This window comes from Cyclonatronum proteinivorum, from assembly GCF_003353065.1.
GTDB lineage: Bacteria > Bacteroidota > Rhodothermia > Balneolales > Cyclonatronaceae > Cyclonatronum > Cyclonatronum proteinivorum.
Genome location: NZ_CP027806.1, coordinates 3,959,057 through 3,978,144, shown reverse-complemented (window position 1 = coordinate 3,978,144; position 19,088 = coordinate 3,959,057). Strand labels below are relative to the sequence as shown.

Annotated in this window: 16 protein-coding genes; 6 read left to right on the top strand and 10 right to left on the bottom strand. The window is 54.4% G+C overall.

The features are described 5' to 3' along the window. Positions 1-566: 566 nt before the first annotated feature. The 9 genes from CYPRO_RS15200 to CYPRO_RS15160 form a co-directional block, all read right to left on the bottom strand. Positions 567-1,505 carry an ABC transporter substrate-binding protein gene (locus CYPRO_RS15200; RefSeq protein ID WP_114985426.1) on the bottom strand — a complete coding sequence of 313 codons (939 nt, stop codon included), beginning with the start codon at positions 1,503-1,505 and terminating at the stop codon, positions 567-569. A 14-nt stretch (positions 1,506-1,519) separates the two neighbouring features. Further along, the gene (locus CYPRO_RS15195) at positions 1,520-1,966 is read right to left on the bottom strand and encodes a hypothetical protein (RefSeq protein ID WP_114985425.1); all 447 of its coding nucleotides are present in this window, start codon (positions 1,964-1,966) and stop codon (positions 1,520-1,522) included. Positions 1,967-2,018: 52 nt separating this feature from the next. Continuing rightward, on the bottom strand, positions 2,019-3,365 hold the full coding sequence (locus CYPRO_RS15190) for a murein hydrolase activator EnvC family protein (RefSeq protein WP_164682854.1): 1,347 nt from the start codon (positions 3,363-3,365) through the stop codon (positions 2,019-2,021). A gap of 447 nt (positions 3,366-3,812) precedes the next feature. Continuing rightward, complete coding sequence (locus tag CYPRO_RS15185) at positions 3,813-4,610, bottom strand: DUF4292 domain-containing protein (RefSeq protein ID WP_164682853.1); 798 nt, start codon at positions 4,608-4,610, stop codon at positions 3,813-3,815. Then, positions 4,591-6,333, bottom strand: a complete 1,743-nt coding sequence (locus tag CYPRO_RS15180; RefSeq protein WP_114985422.1) for a tetratricopeptide repeat protein — start codon at positions 6,331-6,333, stop codon at positions 4,591-4,593. Before CYPRO_RS15180 ends, CYPRO_RS15185 begins: the two co-directional genes overlap by 20 nt. 63 nt (positions 6,334-6,396) lie before the next feature. Continuing rightward, entirely contained in the window at positions 6,397-7,140 is a 744-nt protein-coding gene (locus CYPRO_RS15175) for a helical backbone metal receptor (protein ID WP_114985421.1), read from the bottom strand. Positions 7,141-7,215: 75 nt separating this feature from the next. Next, positions 7,216-8,088 carry a fructosamine kinase family protein gene (locus CYPRO_RS15170; RefSeq protein WP_114985420.1) on the bottom strand — a complete coding sequence of 291 codons (873 nt, stop codon included), beginning with the start codon at positions 8,086-8,088 and terminating at the stop codon, positions 7,216-7,218. A 4-nt stretch (positions 8,089-8,092) separates the two neighbouring features. Continuing rightward, a complete protein-coding gene (locus tag CYPRO_RS15165) occupies positions 8,093-8,617 on the bottom strand; it encodes a low molecular weight protein-tyrosine-phosphatase (protein ID WP_114985419.1) in 525 nt (174 codons plus the stop codon). Positions 8,618-8,692: 75 nt separating this feature from the next. Further along, positions 8,693-9,271 (bottom strand): tetratricopeptide repeat protein, encoded by a 579-nt coding sequence (locus CYPRO_RS15160; protein WP_114985418.1) that lies wholly within the window; start codon positions 9,269-9,271, stop codon positions 8,693-8,695. A 104-nt stretch (positions 9,272-9,375) separates the two neighbouring features. Here CYPRO_RS15160 and ileS point away from each other — a divergent pair, with 104 nt between their 5' ends. From ileS to argS, 6 genes are all read left to right on the top strand, one after another. Then, on the top strand, positions 9,376-12,543 hold the full coding sequence (gene ileS / locus CYPRO_RS15155; RefSeq protein WP_114985417.1) for an isoleucine--tRNA ligase: 3,168 nt from the start codon (positions 9,376-9,378) through the stop codon (positions 12,541-12,543). A 22-nt stretch (positions 12,544-12,565) separates the two neighbouring features. Continuing rightward, positions 12,566-12,958 (top strand): TraR/DksA family transcriptional regulator, encoded by a 393-nt coding sequence (locus tag CYPRO_RS15150; protein WP_114985416.1) that lies wholly within the window; start codon positions 12,566-12,568, stop codon positions 12,956-12,958. Between the two features lie 15 nt (positions 12,959-12,973). Beyond that, positions 12,974-13,753: a signal peptidase II gene (locus CYPRO_RS15145; protein WP_240644779.1), complete on the top strand. Its 780-nt coding sequence runs from the start codon at positions 12,974-12,976 to the stop codon at positions 13,751-13,753. Continuing rightward, a complete protein-coding gene (locus tag CYPRO_RS15140) occupies positions 13,710-14,204 on the top strand; it encodes an iron-sulfur cluster assembly scaffold protein (RefSeq protein WP_164682852.1) in 495 nt (164 codons plus the stop codon). The genes CYPRO_RS15145 and CYPRO_RS15140 overlap by 44 nt, the downstream gene beginning before the upstream one ends. A 101-nt stretch (positions 14,205-14,305) precedes the next feature. Then, entirely contained in the window at positions 14,306-15,040 is a 735-nt protein-coding gene (gene radC, locus CYPRO_RS15135) for a RadC family protein (RefSeq protein WP_114985414.1), read from the top strand. Positions 15,041-15,289: 249 nt separating this feature from the next. After that, entirely contained in the window at positions 15,290-16,924 is a 1,635-nt protein-coding gene (gene argS, locus CYPRO_RS15130) for an arginine--tRNA ligase (RefSeq protein ID WP_114985830.1), read from the top strand. Positions 16,925-18,183: 1,259 nt separating this feature from the next. On the opposite strand, the gene CYPRO_RS15120 is transcribed toward argS, so the two are convergent. Then, positions 18,184-18,492 carry a transposase gene (locus CYPRO_RS15120; protein WP_114985412.1) on the bottom strand — a complete coding sequence of 103 codons (309 nt, stop codon included), beginning with the start codon at positions 18,490-18,492 and terminating at the stop codon, positions 18,184-18,186. Positions 18,493-19,088: the final 596 nt, after the last annotated feature.

Here is a 19,088-nt window from a genome sequence, read left to right as displayed (position 1 = left end):
CTCTTCCAATTATTGGAACGTAATCAGGTAAATGATTAGAAGGGAGTTCAATTTTGGACTCCCTTTTTTTGTTTAAAGAAAACTCAAAAATGTTTGTAGCTGATTAAGTTAAGCTCAGTGGGGTCTTTTATTTCGGGAGGAAAGGAGTAATGAGCTATCTGTTTAATTTTTATACCCCCCCGGAAAGCGTATCATAAAAGATTGGGCGACAGCTATAGCTTTTTTGAATAACACAAATGTTGTTAGCATTGTAAGCCCGAATATTTAGGGTGTTAAGTAAAGCCTAATCTAAATGTCCCGCTTTGATAATGGGTCGCCTTTTCAGGGCTTGTAGTCCGGGTGATAGACAGGTGCTGATCTGATAAGAAAAAGCTGCACTAAGGCTCAGGGCAGTTGGCCTGAGCCTTAGTGCAGCCCCGGACTAAGCGGGGCTGCTGTAGATACATCGTTTCCAAAAGAGGAAAGCGATGTTCTTTATAAAGTGAATATAGTAAAAATTCACCGACTTCCCATATCAAAAAAAGAGGTGCCGCTACGCAACTATCTGAAGTCGGATAACTTTGGTGTCAGTTTCCGGAGTGCTCTCCGAGAAGCTTGTTCGTGAACAAATGCCAGCTTTCAATCGGTTGACGGGGGACAGCGAGCTTGCGTTCGACCAGCCAGTCGATGAAGCGGCCCCATACCTTTGGCTGCATTTCGCCCCAGCGTCCCTGCTCGTTCAGGATTGCCGGTGCAAGTTCACGCATGGAATCACGGATGAAGTCTTTCCGGGCAAAGTCAGGATGTCCAACCCGCTCACTCAGGAAGGCGGCTGTTTCCTCGGGTGCAGCTGCAGCTTCTGTATAGGCGCGTGCCGTAATGCGGAGAAAGCTGCGGTAGGCAGCTTCGCGCAGCGGAATCGCTGAAAGGTGTGCAAGCAACAGCGGCGTGTATCCGTAGGGGATGCCGAAATCTTCCATGCGGAAAGCGTTGAGCGCAATTCCGTTGTGCTGTGCTTCGACACCTTCCCAGGGCATAAAAACCCAGGTCGCGTCAGCTTCCCCTTTTTTGAGCATATCCCAAATGCCCAGCCGGCTGATGGCAACCGGGTTAAAAGCGCCCGTTCCGCCATCATTCAGAATCATCGCACGAACAATTTCATCTTCATAGCGGGCATTGTAGGAGGCATAGGTTTTGCCGTCAAGCATGGCCGGTCGGGTGATGCCGCTGTTGCTCAGGCACACAATCGCGCTTGTATCCCGCTGAAGGATGCTTGCTACGGCGGTGATAGCGGCAGGCCGGCGGGAAGTGTTGTATGAAATCACGCTCTCAGAGGGGGCAATCGCAAAATCAACCTTGCGCTGCGAAAGCCGCCGTGCCGGGGTGAGCTGATAGTTGTCGGTTTCGGGAGAAATAAACGCAATCTCGAGACCAGCTTCCCGGTACCAGCCTTTGTGCCAGGCCAGGAAAAAGCCCGCATGAATGGTGTTGGGGGTCCAGTCCAGAGCAATCCGGATAGTTTCCATTTTGGAAGTATAGCTTAGCTTTGGGGGTTAGCGCTGCGTTTGGCCATGAGCTCTTCGAACATCTGAGCGCCTTTGATGCGCCCTTTCCAAATCCCGACGAACATGCCTGCGAATATGACGGCCAGAAAAAAGAATTCATTCTGCCATGCCGGAAACAGATCACCCTGAAGCCGGACCAGCAAAACGGTCGGGAACAGGACAATGAAGCCAATCAGGTACGAAAAAAAGTTGAAAGTGAATTCCCGCCGCAAATAGCGCCGTGTGAGGAAGTAGGTCATGTTGCCGTAGGCCAAACCATAGAGAAGGAGCATGGCTGTGCCAATCCAGTCCGGTCGCAGCGTTACAGGGATGAGGTTACTCGTAAAGAGAAAAAAGACGGAGCCAACCAGAAATGCAGTGGTTGTATAGGTAAAGGTCCGGGCAATGGTTTGCTGAAAGGGGTCGGGTTGTTCGAATCTCAAAATGAAGTAGTTTGCGAAAAATGCGAAGATTTTTTGTGCTGATGGGGGATGATTACGGGATAGGCTGCGGATTTCGGCTGAGCCACTGTTGCGGGTCCACAAAATTGTTGCCCTGACCAATGAGGAAAACCAGGGTGCTGCCGTTGGTCGAGCTTTCATCACCGGAAAGCCCGATGATGTCGCCTGCGCCGACCCGGTCGTTGCGGCTTACTGAAATTTCGGAAAGGTTTGCATAGGCGGTTACATAAGTGCCGTGGTGGACAAACACGGTTTCATCGAAACCCATGATCGCCATGATTTCGAGCACGTAGCCGTCGTGTACGGCATAGACGGGAGAGCGCGGATCGGTGGATATGTGGATGCCGGGGTTGGGCGTGCTTGTACGGTACACGGGGTGAATGTAATTGCCAAACCTTCGGGTGATGACGCCTTCCCGAACCGGCCAGGGCAGCTGTCCGCGGGCAGCCTGAAAGGTACCGCTGACGATTTCGAGCTCATCCGGACTCATCATGCCGGCTGCACGGCGGGTGGGCTGCGACAGCCGCGCGATTTCCCGCTCCCGCTCCCGGCTGTCTTCAATTTCACGGGCTTCTGCAAGCCGGCGCTCCCGTTCGGCTTCCAGCTGCTGAATGCGGGCTTCCTCATCCCTGCGAAGCTGCTCTTCCTGTGCGATGAGGGCGTTGAACGCCTGATTCAGCTGCTCAACTTCCTCCAGGTTTTGCCGGAGCTGCTGTTCGAGCGCGCGCCGGTTATCCTGCAGGCGGTTTACGATCTGTTGCTGTTCGCTGCGCCGGTTTTCCATCTGCCGCTGCTGAATGCGGGCTTCTGCCAGACTTGCCTCACTGCGGCTGAGGGCTTCTTCCTTTTCAATTCTGTTCTGCGCCAGCCGTGCCTTGGTTTCCCGAATTTGCTGCGCCTGCGATTCGCGGTAAGCAGCAAAGCGGCTCAGGTAGTACCGCCGGCTCTGTGCCTGACTCAGCGAGCCGGAAGTGAGCAACAAGATGATTTCCTGCTGCTGTCCCTGCATGTACACCTGTCGCATGAAGCGCTTAAAATTCGTTTGAAGCCGTTCGAGATCGGCCTCGGCTTCCTGCGTGGCTTTATCAATCAACTCGACTTCCTGTTCAATCTGAATCTGTTCTTCCCGCAGGCCCTGCACGATTGCGGTGCGGATATTGAGTTCGCGCTGCAGTTCTTCGAACTGCCGGTACACTGCTTCGTACTCGGTTGCCGCTTCTGTAACCTGCGCTTCAATCCGGCTGATCTGATTTTGTAGGAAGCGGATGTTCTCCCGCGTTTCCGTTTGCTGTTGCCGCACATCCGCCCGTAAACGATCGAAGTCCTGCGCCGCGGCAGACGGTCCCCACAAGCTCAGGCCGAGGGTCAGCACCAAAGCCATCACCCTACACCAAACGGACCGAAACAAGAAAGTGCCGGTATGCGGCTCAAGCGACCGCTCCGGTAGGCTTGCAGTTCCAAAAGGACTGCCGCATTCGGTGATATGGTCAGGACTGTTGTACATGGTTTTGCTTCGTGAATGGATCCGTCAGATTCAGCCTGCGACACAGCTTGTGCTGCAGCGCATGATTTGGTTTACGGGAACATCAACAAGAGACGAAGTCATAAAGTGGATAAGAAACAGGAAGAAGGATAACCTTCAATGAAAGAGAGACGGAAAATAAAATCGAAAAATCTGTCCTATCAACTATGCTTCGGCTTCGGCTTTCACGTGAATGTACCGGATAAAGTTCTCGTGGTGAAAAATGCGGTCAAAGTTGCGGATGACAGAGATTTATAATTTGGCATAATACGCAAAAAACGCGGTTTATTTCAATCAGAGGCGCAATCAGCGTCTTTCCAAAGGGAGGTCAGCCGGCAGGCCGATATCGAAGGAAGGGTTGGGCGGGTTAAGTTCAAGCGCCTGAATCAGTAAAAAAATCCGGGCTTTGCCATCTTCACTCAGGATTTCGATTCGTCGCGGCAGCGTGAAGCCTTCGATGGAAGCGTGATGGGAAAACGAAAACTGACTGTAGGCAAGCGGGGAGCTCGCAGGTTTAATCAGCCGGGTGAGGTACAGGCTGTTCTTATCGAACAAAAAATACCGCTCGTCTGCCATACGCAGCACCCATTCCGAGGTGCTTTCGTACACGCCGGTGATCTGATCAGGCGTCAGCTCAGGCAGCAGAAACTCCAGCAGGTTGAAGGCCGTGAAACCCTGCAGCAGGGCTAAGCGGGCCTGTTCTGCGCTCATGCGCCAGGCGGTGCGCTCGATCCGGTCGTACAGGGTTACGGAATCGGTATCTGTGTAAATGCGTCCGCCTTCAATGCCGAGGTTGTTGCGCAGGGTAAGCAGGCTCTCGTTTCGGCTACTCGTGAAGTGCACCGTTGCCTGATCTTGCTGACCGGGCTGACTAATGCGTGCGCTCGCCCTGCCGCTCAGGGCTTCAATGGCCGCAAAATCGGTTTGGAGCAGGGGCAGCAGCGAATCCGCGGAAACGGTGCTGCGGCTGAAGTCTGAAGGCAGTTCCGGCGGCGCCATACGCGGCGAGCAGGCGGCAAGCCCGGCAAGCAGCGTGACCCCAATAAGCCAAATTGCCCGGTGAAGGCCGGGATGAGCCCGAAAGTCAGGAATCAAGTTTTTCAAGCAAATGCTCTTTGGTTTCATCTTTGTCGAAGGCCTTCTGCCACCAGTAGCGGGCATTCGCGGGATCTTCGAGTTTTTCGTACACATCGCCCATGTGCTCCAGCACAACCGCGCTTGCGTCTCCGGTATCAATCGACGCCCGGATGTACGTTTTGGCATTCTGATACTCACCCAGCTTGAAATAAACCCAGCCCAGCGTATCTAAGAAAGCAGCATTGTCCGGTTCGGCTTCTACAGCTCTTTGCGACATCTCAAGGGCTTCATCAAGTCGCAGCTGTCGCAGTGAAAGGCTGTAGGCAAAATTATTAAGGGCCGTATGATTGTCCGGGTCAAGCCGTAGCGATTGCTCGTAGGCTTCGTCGGAGCGGGCATGCTGATCCATGGAGGAGAGGGCGTCGCCCAGGCTGCCGTACACAATCGAGCGGAAAGGCCGGGTTGCCGGAGCCGCTGCCGCCCGTTCCAAAATGGTGCTTGCTTCTTCATACGATTGCTGCAACAAGTGAGCCAGGCCCTTGAAAAACAGCACAAAAGCGTCGTCGGGTATCACTTCGTCGGCTTGCTGCGCTACGACGATGACTTCATCAAAACGGTCGTTGGAAAGCAGTATCTGCAGACGCTGACGCCAGGCAGGTTCGTTTTCGGGCAGCAGCTCGTTGGTGCGGGTCAGGCTTTCGAGCAGCCGGTCGTCATCCCCCGTCATATTGTAGTACTCGGCTGCCAGCGCATGTGCCATCCCCAGTTCGGGATCGTGTGCTACAAAAGTCTGCACCAGGGTTCCGGCGGCTTCCATCAAAGATTCATTCTCAGGGTCGCGGTCGGCCTGCCCGAGCAGGTACTGCACCAGCTCAGCCTTCACCATGGTTTCAATGCCGGGGTTTTGAATCATGCGCACCAGCAGCGCCCCGGCTTCATCCCACCGCTCTTCGCGGATGTACAAATCGGTGAGGGTGATCAGCGTCTCTTCGTTGGCCGGATCCAGCACCTGTGCCTGTTCCATCAGCTCGAGCGCCCGGCTGAACTGTGCTTCTTCAATATAAATCTGCGACAAAATCTGCATGGCCGCCACATTGTCCGGCTCCAGCTCAAGCATGCGCTCCAGCTGATCCATCGCAGATTCACGGTCGCCCATCACCACATAGTTGCGGTACTTCTGATAGAGCAGCTGCATTTCCGGCCCCGTAATCTGCATAATGCGGTCCAGGGTCTCGTTGGCCGGCACCAGCTCGCCTTCCATCATATATAGTTGTGCGATACTGTACAGCACGTCAATATCTGAAGGCGAAGTCTCCAGAATAATTTCCAGCTGCGCTACGCTGTCTGCAAGGCGCCCGTTTTCCTGATAAATTTCTGCCAGGGTCATGCGGTACCATTTGTTATCCGGGGCCAGTTCCACCGCGCTTTCGGCGTAGTAGAGCGCGTCGATCATATTGCCGATTTCGACCATGCTCTGCGCGATGGCGTAGTCAAGCGCGGGCGCGGGACCCAGCTTTTCGCGGGCCTGAACCAGCAGGGCGGCAGCTTCTTCATAGTTTTCAAACTCGAACTCGGTGATCCCCCGCACAAAAAGCCGGCGGCCTTCGGATTCATTCTGTTGCTGTACCGCCGCGGAATCGGTCACAACCGGCGCAACGGCCGGCGTCCGCTGTGCAAGGGCGGAATCAGCCGGAGCCATCAAAACGAGCGGAACAAGGGAGAAGGCGAAAAATAAAGCGGGAAATTTCATAGGAGTTGTACTGGTTTTACGCGGAAAAGGGGTGGGTCAACGGAGCCTGAGCGGGACTGGTATTCAGGCGTTGGAAAGGGTGTCAATTCGGGCACGGAATGCCCGGAGCGCTTTAAAAGCGGGCCGCATACGGGAGCCGTACCAGCTGAAAGCTTCTCCGTCGGCGGTCAGGGCCAGACTGCCGGGCAGGGCTTCGCGGACTTCATCGGCATCTGAAGTTTTGAACGGATAGGGTTCACTACTCAGCAGCACGAGTTCGGTGCCCCGCGCTGCCAGTTCATCATAGCTTGTTTCCGGATAGCGGGTCACGTTTCCGAACACGTTCTCAAAGCCAAACAGCCGCATCACATCATGAATATACGTATCCCCGCCCACACTCATGAGCGGCTTTTTCCAGATCAGGTAGGCGGTGCGCAAGGGGGTATACGTTTCGGTGGAAGGCATCTCAGCCCGGATCGAAGTGCAGAGCCGGGTTGCAGCTTCCGCGGTGCCGGTTGCCGCGCCGATCTCCTGAATGGCGCCGAGCGCCTGTTCAACCGTGCTGATTTCGGTAACCAGCAGCGGGGCAAAATCCCGGATGGCATCCGCGTCTTCGCGGCGGTTCTCTTCGCGGTTGAGGACAACGAGATCCGGCTTCAGCGCGCGAATGCGGTCTATCCGCGGATTTTTCGTGCCGCCCACAATGGTCGCTTCCGAAATCTTCTCTGCGGGGTGAATGCAGAAGCGGGTCCGGCCAACGACTTCGATTTCGCCACCGAGGTCGAACAAAAGCTCCGTAAGGCTGGGGACAAGACTAACAACGCGCATGCTGATTCAGAAACAAAATGGTTAAAGGATAATTTGGTGAAGGGTGATGAAAGATGGCTGTTGTAAAGCGCAAACTCATGCGGCGTAGCGCTTCAGGATGGCCTGCGCCTGTGCGGCATAGCTGGAGCCAAAAAGGTTGACGTGCACCAGCAGCGGGTAGAGATTGCACAGGTCCGTGCGGCTTTCATAGCCGGGAGCGGGCGGGTAGTGCGCATAGTAGGCGCGGTAGAAGGCTGCGGAAAAACCACCGAACAGCCGTGTAAACGCCAACTCCGTTTCGCGATGACCGTAGTGAACCGCAGGATCGATCAGCACGGGTTCGCCGCGGGTGCTGATGAGATAGTTGCCGCCCCAAAGGTCGCCGTGCAGCAGGGCCGGCGGCTCGTCGGGAAAGAGCGCTTCGACCTGTTTGGCGAGTGTATCGGTTTTGGAAAGCCAGCTGCGCGCAAGCAGCCCGGATGACACCGCCTGTTCCAGCTGCGGCAGAATCCGCTGACCCATAAAGAATTCCGGCCAGGCGGCAGCCGGTTGGTTGCGCTGCGGCAGCCGTCCTATATAATTGTCATGGTCAAGGCCGAAGGTTGGTGCAGTGCAGCGGTGCATGGCGGCAAGTCCTGCGCCCAGGCGCTCCATTGCAGCGTTGGTGCTGCGCCCCGCTTCGTGCCAGCTCAGCAGCAGCCAGCTTCGGGCGTCGGTAAGGCCGGTGCCGAGCACTTCCGGAATGATGAGGCTGCCGGCATTGGCGCGCAGCAGCTGCAGTCCGCGTGATTCCGCTTCGAACATGGGTGCCAGGGCTGCGCTGTTCCACTTCAGCACGGCCCGCTGTTTTTCGCTTCCGAGCAGGATGAGCGCAACCTGATTGATGGAGCCCCCGCCCAGCATACGCTCCCCCTGCGGCTTCAAGCCAGTATGCGCTTGCAGGGCTTTGATGAGGTCGGCAGGAAGCATAAGATCAGACAGAAACCTGCGATTTGAGTTTAAACAGCAGCTGTTCGCAGCTTCGCTTCACGATCTGAAAGACTTCTTCAAAGCCGTCGAGTCCGCCATAGTAGGGGTCGGGGACCTGTCCGTCGCCGGGCTGCGGATCATAATCGCGCAGCATTTGTACCTTTTCGCGCTGTTCGTCGGTACGGCACAGGCGAAGCACATTGTCGTGGTTTTCGTGATCCATCACCAGAATCAGATCGAAGTGATCCAGGTCGAAGCTTTTGAACTTACGCGCCCGCCCCAGCAGCTGCACGCCGTGTTTTTCGGCAATGGCGCGGCTCTTGCTGTTGGCCGGCTCGCCGGTATGATAGGCGGCCGTGCCGGCGGAATCAATTTCGAAATAGCTGCCAAAGCCGGCTTCATTTACCAGGTGCTGCATGACCCCCTCAGCGGTCGGGCTGCGGCAGATGTTGCCAAGACAGACAAACACCATTTTGTAGGGATCTTTTCGGGTGATGGGGCGAAGGGGCGGAAATCCTTTTAATGACATAGCGATAAAGAAAAATGATGAACGTATCGGGATAAAGTTAGCATGGTGTTGCGGGTAAAATGAAAAGCCACGGGTTTAGTTTTCGCCCTCGGCTTGCTGAAAATTGCGAAGCAGTTCCATGGGATCTGTGCCGATAAGGGCCATATCGTCTTGGGCAGCTTCGCGCAGATCGCTTTCGGGGAAGGCTTCGATCAGACGGGCGTACATTTCGCGGGCATTATCGGGCTCACCGAGCAGATGATGATAGGTGTAGCCGGCCAGAAACAGGCTGCGTTCGGCCTGTGGCGTATCGGGCCATTCCTGGGCAAGCTGCCGGAACAGTGCAACAGCCTGACCCGGCTCATCGAGGGCGTCGGCAAAGAGGTTGGCGGCCAGAAACAGCATTTCCGGTGCCATGCTGTGCTCGGGGTAGCGGTAGGCGAACATCCGGTACTCTTCGGCCAGAAAGCGGGCCTGCGGCCGAAACTCCGGGCTGTCCGGGTTTTCAAGCATGAGCGTTCTGAAGCGGTTTTCGGCAACCGCAATCTGTTCAAGCCGAAGGGCTTCTGAGGAAAGTTCGGTACCGGGTTCAGCTTCACGACTGCACGACAGGAGCAACAGGCTCATCATCATACTAAAAAATAAAGCCGGAAAAACAGCAGAGAAGTGCTTCATACAGGCCGGAAAATAGCGTGAGAATTGGGATTCATGGTAAGCTTTAAAAATCCGTATATTTGCCCTCTTAATCAAAATTATCCAAAAAAGCCTCAAACACTCGCATGGGTGCCAAATTCACCGAAGTAAAAAACGTCGATTTTCCAAAGCTGGAGCTCGAAGTACTCGAATTCTGGAAGAAGCGCAACATTTTTGAGAAAAGCATTTCGACCCGTGAGGACGGAATTCCCTTCACATTCTATGAGGGACCGCCTACAGCCAACGGGCGCCCCGGGATTCATCACGTGATGGCCCGGACGGTAAAAGATTTATTTTGCCGCTATAAGACAATCAAAGGCTACAAAGTGAACCGCAAAGCCGGCTGGGATACGCACGGTTTACCGGTTGAAATTGAGGTGGAGAAAAAGCTGGGTCTCAAAGGCCGCGCACAGGTTGAAGCGTTTGGAATTGCCGAATACAATGCGCGCTGCCGCGAAAGCGTACTCGAATACAAGGATTTATGGGATGAACTCACGCGCCGCATGGGCTACTGGGTTGACCTCAGCGATCCGTACATCACCTTTAAAAACGAGTACATTGAATCGGTTTGGTGGGCATTGGGCAAGCTGTTCGAAAAAGGCTTGCTCTATAAAGGCTACAAAATTCAATGGTACTCGCCGGGCAGCGGCACCGTGCTGAGTTCACATGAAGTGAGTCTCGGTTATAAAATGGTGCAGGACCCCTCAGCCTATGTGAAATTCCGCCTCGACGAGGACGCCAATACCTACTTCCTGGCCTGGACGACAACGCCCTGGACGCTCATTTCCAACATGTTGCTCGCTGTTAAGGACGACCTCACCTATGTGCAGATCCGCGTTGCCGGAAAAGATGGCGAGCCCGAGTTCCTAGTGCTGGTGAAAGACCGCCTTAGTGTTATTAAAGAAGAGTATGAAGTAGTGCGCGAAATGAAAGGCGCAGCGCTCGTAGGCAAGACCTATCAGCCGGTTTACGACTACGCCCTCAATAAATATGGGAAAGATGCCGCCTGGCGCGTGGTTTCAGCCGATTTTGTGACAACCGAAGATGGTACCGGTATTGTGCACCTTGCCCCCGCCTTCGGTGCCGATGACTTCAACGTCTGCAAAGAACATGACATCCCGCTTTTCAACCCCGTAACCAAAGACGGCGCCTTTGATCAATCCGCCGAAATTGTGGCCGGCGCGTGGTTTAAAGACGCCGACAAAACCATCGTCCGCGACCTGAAAGAGCGCGGCTTCCTGTACCGTCAGGAAACCTACGATCACAACTACCCGCACGACTGGCGCAAAGGTACGCCGCTGATTTCCTATCCGGTCGAATCTTGGTTTATCCGCACAACGGCCTACAAAGACCGGATGATTGAGCTGAACAATACCATCAACTGGAAGCCTGCGAGCACGGGAACCGGGCGTTTCGGAAGCTGGCTCGAAAACAATGTGGACTGGGCGATTTCACGGCAGCGGTTCTGGGGCACGCCCCTGCCCATCTGGGTAAACGACCGCAATCCCGAAGATGTCGTTTTTGTGGATTCCATCAAAATGCTGAGGGAAAAAGCAGGCATCCCCAAGGATCAGGAACTCGATCTGCACCGCCCCTTCATTGATGAGTTTACCTGGGATGCCGAAGACGGCGGGACCTATCGCCGCATTCCGGACCTCGTTGATGTCTGGCTCGACTCCGGTGCCATGCCTTTCTCACAGTGGCACTACCCGTTCGAGAACAATCACATCTTCAAAGAAAGCTTCCCCGCTGACTTTATCGCCGAAGGCGTGGATCAGACCCGCGGCTGGTTCTATACCCTGCACGCGCTCGCGACCATGCTGTTCGATAAGCCCGCCTATCAGAATGTGGTATCCAACGGTCTGGTGCTTGATAAAGCCGGCGAGAAAATGGCTAAAAGTAAAGGCAATGCTGTTGATCCGTTTGAAGTCATCCGCAAATACGGCGCGGATACCGTCCGCTGGTACATGATGAGCAACACGCCGCCCTGGGAAAACCTCAAGTTTGCCGAGGCCGGGTTACAGGAAACGCAGCGTAAGCTCTTCAACACGGTGATGAACACCTACTCTTTCCTGGCTCTGTACGCCAACATCGATGAATGGACCTACAATGGCGCCCCCATCCCGGTAGCCGACCGGCCTGAGATGGATCGCTGGATTATCTCCCGCATGAACACGACCATTAAAGAGGTGGATACCTACTTTGATGAGTACGACCCGACCCGCGCAGCCCGTGAAGTCGAGCAGTTTGTGGAAGACCTCAGCAACTGGTACATCCGCCGCAACCGCCGCCGGTTTTGGAAAGAAGGCAAGAGCCTCGATAAAACCGCGGCCTATCAAACGCTGTTTGAATGCCTGGCAAGCCTCAGCAAGCTCATGAGCCCGATTGCGCCTTTCTTCAGCGAGTGGCTGTATCGTCAGCTGTATAAAGTGCACAAAATGGAGGAGGAGTCCGTGCACCTTTCCTTCTACCCGACGGTTGAGGAAACGTCCATCGATAAATCGCTCGAATATCGCATGCATCAGGCCCGCCTCATCAGTTCGCTTGTGCTGCGCATCCGTAACAAGATTGCCGTAAATGTGCGTCAGCCGCTCTCCCGCATCATCCTGCCGACACAGAGCGCCGCGCATCAGGACGCAGTTGAGCGCGTGAAAGCCATCATCCTGGATGAGGTGAACGTGAAAAAGCTCGAATACGTGGATGATGACTCCGGTATCGTGAGCAAGAGTGCTAAGCCGAACTATCCCGTAGTAGGGGCAAGGCTCGGAAAGAAAATGAAGGCTGCCGCCAAGCGTATATCCGCCTTAACCAACGACGAAATAAACGCTTACGAAGCCAAAGGATCGATTGAGCTGGAGATTGAGAATGAACAGCTTACCTTCCAAAAAAATGATATTTTGATTATCAGAGATGGTCTCAAAGGTTGGGAGGTAGAAACAGAAGAAGGTATAACTGTTGCTGCCGATACCAACCTCAGCGAAGATTTGATCCGTGAGGGATTGGCGCGCGAAATTATCAATCGCGTACAGAATATGCGCAAAGAGGCCGACTATGATGTCACCGACCGGATTCGACTGACCATTGTTGGTGACGAACAAACCGCCAAAGCGGTCGAAAGCATGAAAGCCTACATAAAGCAGGAAACCCTGTCTGAGGAAATACACTCAGTTGCTGACAGCACTGACGATTTCGAGAAAGAATGGGAAATTGCCGACCAAAAAGTTTTAATTGCCATTAAACGTAAACCCAACTGATTTCCACCAAGAGGTAACCACCATGAGCAAGGATACCAATACCCGAATTTCCCCCTACAGCGATGAGGAGCTGGAATATTTCAGAAACATCATCCTGAAAAAAAGAACGGAAGCCGAGCAGGATCTGGAAATGCTGCAGGCTATAATACGGGAGAGCACTGAAAATTCATCCGACGAATCTGCCTACTCCTACCACATGGCCGACGCCGGTACGGACGCGCAGGAGCGTGAAAAAACCTACATGCTGTTTAACCGCACCAAGAAGTTTATCCGCTACCTCGACGACGCCCTCACCCGCATCGACAACAAAACCTATGGCGTGTGCCGGGTTACCAAAAAGAAAATCTCCAAGGGGCGTCTCGAAGCGGTGCCGCATACCCAAATCAGCATTGAAGCAAAGCTCAAACAAAAATAAGGTCTCAGCTTACGCGTGAATCCCAGGTCTGAAAAGCTCACGTGGTTTGTGGTGATGGCCGCGATCGTGGTCATCCTCGATCAGTGGTCTAAAACCGTTGTGCGATCAAGCCCTGAACTCCACCGGCTCACCCTCATTGATGGCTGGCTGGCGTTCAACTACACCACCAACCCCGGCATGGCCATGGGGATTTCCTTTGCGCCGACCTTCGTGATCAGCATCATTGCTATTATTGCGACCATCGCCATCATCTGGTACACCATCAGCGTGATGGATCAGGCGCCGAAAGGCTTCGTGATCTGCATGGGGCTGGTCATAGGCGGGGCGCTCGGCAATATTGCAGACCGGCTCTACATGGCCGTCATAAAAGGCTACGGCACCGTGCTGGAAGGTGCCGTGGTTGATTTCATTCATTTTACCTGGGTGTGGCCCGACTGGGTGCCCTGGGTGGGCGGAAACCCCTCCTTCCCCTACATCTTTAATGTGGCCGATGTAGCCATTTCATCGGCCATCATTATTATGCTCGTATTCTCAAAATGGTTGCTGCCCGATGATCCGCCCAAGGCGGAACCCGCGCCCCCATCTGAAGCGGCACAGCCGGAACCGGAAGAAAACGACGCGCTTCCCGAAGCAACCGAAGCACAAGGACCCGCAAGCGCAGCGGACGGGAACAGGGACGCGGATGAAACGCCTCACTCATCGCCAGGCGCCGGCCCTGAGCCGGAAACAATCCGCGGACAATCCGCCGCGGATGAAGCCCCTGAAAACCCCGCGGGAACAGCGAAAAAATCCTGAGGCGCTGATGTCGGCTTCCCTTTACACCAAACAGCTTATTGAAGCCTCCCGCAAAACCACCTACCGCCTGCCGGAAGGGGAGCGACCCCCGGCATTCGACTACGAAATTGAAGGCATAAACCCGGTTTGCGGCGACCGGGTTTTGTTTTTTGTAACGATGGATGACGGCTGCGTAGCTGACATCCGCTACGAAGTCAACGGCTGCCTCATGTCGCAGGCCTCCGCTTCTTTTTTGGCTGCCTTTGCACGGGGGAAATCTGTGGCGCAGCTCCGAAAATTGTACGCTGAAATCAGCCGCATTACGGACGCGCAAAACACCGGACCTGATCCTTCCCCCGAAGAACTTGCGACCACCCCCTGGCTTGCGCTCGCACAAATTCGTGACTACCCCGCCCGCCGCAAATGCGTGATGATGGCCTGGGACGCCCTCATGAAACAGTTTCCGGCTTAACCCCGCACCTCTCAAAAAAATCGGCAGCGCTGTATTTTTTAGTGTAAGGTTTTCGGCTTCCCGTACTCTTGAGAAAAAAATCAGGAACCGGAAACATACCTATGGCTGAAATTAATCTGAAAACGGCGGATTATTCTGCCCAAAAAGTTGACAAGAAGAAAGGCGTGCGGAACATGCTGCCGGAAGAGCAACCCCGTGAAAAGCTCATGAAATACGGGCCCGATGTTCTCACCGACTCTGAGCTACTCGCCATTTTGCTCCGCTCCGGCACGCAAGGCATGAACGTGATGGAAGTATCGCGGGCCTTGCTGGAAAAAAGCGGCAGCCTCCACAAACTGGCCCGCCACGACTGGGAAGAAATCGGCGGTATTAAGGGCATCGGCAAAGTGAAGGCCATCACCCTCGTAGCCGTCTTTGAACTCGCGCGGCGTATCAATCAGGACAGCGAAGACGAGAAAATTTTCTTTCTGTATCCCGAGCAAGTGTATTCCTACTTTGGCCCCATGCTGCGCGACAACCACAAAGAAGTCTTCATCGTGGGGCATCTCAACTCGGCCAAACAGCTCACCGGCTACGACCGCATCAGCATTGGCGGGGCCAACGCCACGGTTGTGGATCCCAACGAAGTCCTCCGGCGCGCCATCATCAACCGCGCACATAACATCATGCTCGTGCACAATCACCCGAGCGGCAACCCCCGTCCATCGAGCGCGGACGTGCAGCTCACCAAACGCATCATAGGCGGCGCGAAAATGCTCGGCATTGACGTGGCAGATCACATCATTGTAGCCGGATACGAGTGGACGAGCTTCAAAAAGCTCGGCATAATTGGCTAAAGTTCTGCGTATATTTGTAAGTTAGCTCCAAGCATCAAAAAGACCCGGTTAAGCCGGGTTTTTGCTTATGGGGCCGTGCCGTTCCTGAAATTCACACACCGGCTGCCGTGCTCTAATAGGCCGCGTTTTTTCCGTTTTTTTCGGGTGATGGCTACTGAGCCTGCACAACTGCCGGTGCCATGTTCTCCTTTTTTTATTCTGATTCCCCGCGGCTACCGCCACAAGCTGCCGCAAAATTTTGACTTCCGCATGAAAGCATACCTGGTTCGCATCCTTTCCGAAGCCCTCGCCACCATTTCTGATCAGCCGCTCGAGGCCGACATCATCATCGAGAAACCCCGCAGCCCCGAACACGGCGACGCCGCGACCAACCTCGCGATGACCCTCACCAAAAAACTGAAAATGCCCCCGCGCAAAATCGCCGAAGCCATCAAAGCCGCCCTCCCGATGGATGACGGCTACCTCAGCGCGGTCGAAATCGCCGGACCAGGTTTCATCAACTTCCGCTTCTCCGAAAGCTGGCTGTACGGTCAACTCGCGGAAATTTTAATGCGTGCTGAAGCGTACGGTAAAAGCAGCGCCAACGCCGGCAAGCGCATGCAGATCGAATTTGTGAGCGCCAACCCCACCGGACCGCTCACGGTAGGCCACGGCCGCAACGCCGTACTTGGCGATACCATCGCCCGCTTGCTGGAATGGACAGGCGCCAAGGTTGACCGCGAATACTACTTCAACAATGCCGGGCGGCAAATGCGCGTACTCGGTGAAAGCGTGCGCGCCCGCTACTTGCAAAAACTCGGTCAGGATGCCGAACTCCCCGAAGACGGCTATCAGGGCGGCTACATCGGCGACATTGCCCAAACGCTGATCGACGAACATGACGAAGCGCTCATAAGCTGCCCCGCGACCGATCCTGTTTTCAAAAACGCCGCCGAACAGGCCATCTTCGCGGACATCCGCCAAACCCTCGAGCGCATGAACATCATCATGGACAGCTTCTTCAACGAGCACACGCTCTACGAAGACGGCGCCATTGACCGGGTTGTAAGCCGGCTGCGCGAGCTTGACCTCGCCTACGACGCCGACGGAGCTGTCTGGTTCCGCACCACCACATTCGGCAAGGAAAAAGACACCGTGCTCGTGAAGAGCACCGGAGAGCCGACCTATCGCCTGCCAGATATCGCCTACCATATCAGCAAGCTCGACCGCGGCTACGATACCTGCATCGACATATTCGGCGCCGATCACATTGCGACCTATCCCGACGTCGTCTCCGCCGTGAAAGCCCTCGGCTACGACAGCGACCGCATTGATGTGCAGGTGTATCAGTTTGTCACCATCGTCAAAGACGGCGAGCCGGTCAAGATGAGCACCCGCAAAGCCAACTACGTCACCCTCGACGAGCTCATGGATATGGTCGGCAGCGACGTCACCCGTTTCTTTTTCCTCATGCGCACCCCTGGCACGCACCTCGAATTCGACCTTGATCAGGCGACCGAACAGGGCGAGAAAAACCCCGTTTTCTATCTGCAGTATGCGCATGCCCGCATCCACAGCATCCTCGCCAAAGCCGCCGAAGAATACAAGCTCGATAGCGAAGCCGCTCTTGGTCAGCTCACGCATCCGACGGAGATCACCCTCATCAAAGAGCTCCTGCAGTTCCCCGACATGGTCGCGCAGGGCGCACAGCACCGCGAACCGCACCGCCTCATAAACTACCTCAACGACGTAGCTGCAAGCTTCCACCGCTTCTACCACGACTGCCGCATCATGGGCGAAGCCCCTGAGCTCGCCATCGCCCGCGTCGCCCTCCTCCGCGCCACAGGCACCGTCCTCAAAAACGGCCTCACCATCTTAGGCATCACCGCACCGGAACGGATGTAGGGAAAGCGGAAAGGTGGCGTTATTGCTAACCTGCATGGCGGCCCTTTAAGGACGATTTTGGTTTGGGCATTGCAGCGAGATCAATTTATGGAAATTGGGATCGTATCCCGGCATTGGTAGAGACGCAATGCATTGCGTCTCTACGCTGGGTTTCTCGCGGTTTTTTTGCGGGCTGTACGCCGGCCCCTCGTGCGCGCCTTCGGCGCTGGCGGGGAAATATGGGTGGGCGTCATGTCGGTGCTATAAACATGCCACTCCTTCGGAGTGGGTGCCGGGGTAGTTCAGAGCGCTGATGTTGAAATTCGACGCCCATGTTGTTTATGCTGTGAATCTTGCAAATCCTGTTCAACAAAACAGCAAATTCTGGAACGTCGACGACCGGTTTTTCAACAAAGATGTCACCGCAACGCGGCTGGCCTTTCGCTTGGTCGAGCATGATGACCAATAATCGCTCGTCTCTTCGGTGAAGGGGTCTGGTGCGCAGTTATCCGCTCAAAACATTTGCGCAGGGTAATGTGCCGATTTCCGCTCAGATCCTGCCCTGTAGGGGCAGCCTGTGGGTAGAAGACCGGACGCATCCCCATATCAGCGTGCCGTAGGTACGCCATGTGTATGCCGGTGTTTGCGGATTACAGGGAACACCGGATCGCGGTCTCCGACGGTTGTATCATGCGGGGTTTGTTACGGGCTGTACGCCTGGCCCCGCGTGCGCGCCTTCGGCGCTGGCGGGGAAATATGGGGGCGTCATGCCGGTGCTATAAACATGTCACTCCTTCGGAGTGGGTGCCGGGGTAGTTCAAAGCGCTGATGTTGAAATGGGAAGCCCATGTTGTTCATGCTGTGAATCTTTCAAATCCTGTTCAACAAAACAGGAAATTCGGGGTCGGCGATGATCGGCTTTTTCCAAAAAAAATTCCCTTGTGGGGCTTTGTCGGGAAACGGGATTTTATGGGGTGGGGGGGCAGCATGGCAGAGATACAAAATTTTGCGTCTCTGTGCGGGGAAATAAGGGGGCGGGTTTCTAATGCTACAAAGGTGTGGCCCGTGCCGGGGCTGGCCTTTTGGGTATGCTCATTGTATCAGAGTGTTGTCTCCTTTTTGTGGCAGAGACGTGTTTTTTTGTTTTTATCTTTTTGGAGAGTGCGCGACAGTATCATTGGCAGTCTGTTGCCGGGTAGCTTTCCAGTTATAGAATCTACTGCGCGTCACCTTCATTACCCGACATAAAAGAATGACGGGGTAGTCTTCGCTCATCTCATTTATAAACTGGTATCTTTGCGGGAACGGAGCGCAAAGATACCTGCTGCCTTTTTTAAGATTTCGTTCTCCTCCCGGAGCTTGGATATTTCGCGCTTTATGGCTTTAATCTCATTATTTCTGGGATTGCCGCTTCCCGGAAATGCCTGATCTGCGTTCTGTTGAACGTCTTTGATCCATTTACGAATGCTGGTATGATCCACCCCCAGGTCACGGGCGGTTTGCATTACATCATTATTTTCTAAAGCGCGTTCAACAGCCTGTCTTTTAAATTCAGCTGTGTACGTTTTGCGTGTTTTGGTTTTTTCCATCGAGGCACCTTGTTTGTTGAATGATATTTTAAGATACCCCTATTGTTGGTTATTTAGAACGTCCTGTTTTTTTCGGGTGCCACATCAGCTCAATTGAAGAAATTAGGGCTAACCGTTGTTTCAGGGCCGCGGAAACCCTGCGTCTCTGTGCGGGTTTGTTACGGGCTGTACGCCCGGCCCCGCGTGCGCGCCTTCGGCGCTGGCGGGGAGATATGGGGGGCGTTATGTTGGTGTTATAAACATGTCACTCCTTCGGAGTGGGTGCCGGGTTAGTTGAGAGGGCAGATGTTGAAATGCGGCGCCCATGTTGTTCATGCTGTGAATCTTGCAAATCCTGTTCAGAAAGATGGGGTGGGGTAATGTTATGCAATTCACCCCACCCCCACCCAAAAAAAGCAACGCGTTTGCCGTAGGTTTGGGGGGTAGGACATGCTTCAGGAGACCTTGATGTTCACGGAGTTTTCCCCAAAAAATAACAGAAGATGGGATTAGCCAGGGGAGTTTGGTCTTCGGGCGTATCAAGATATTTTCTGAAAAGCTTCTTTGATGTTTAGTAATTGGTTATTATGGTAACATTATTGAGATAAAATCTCACA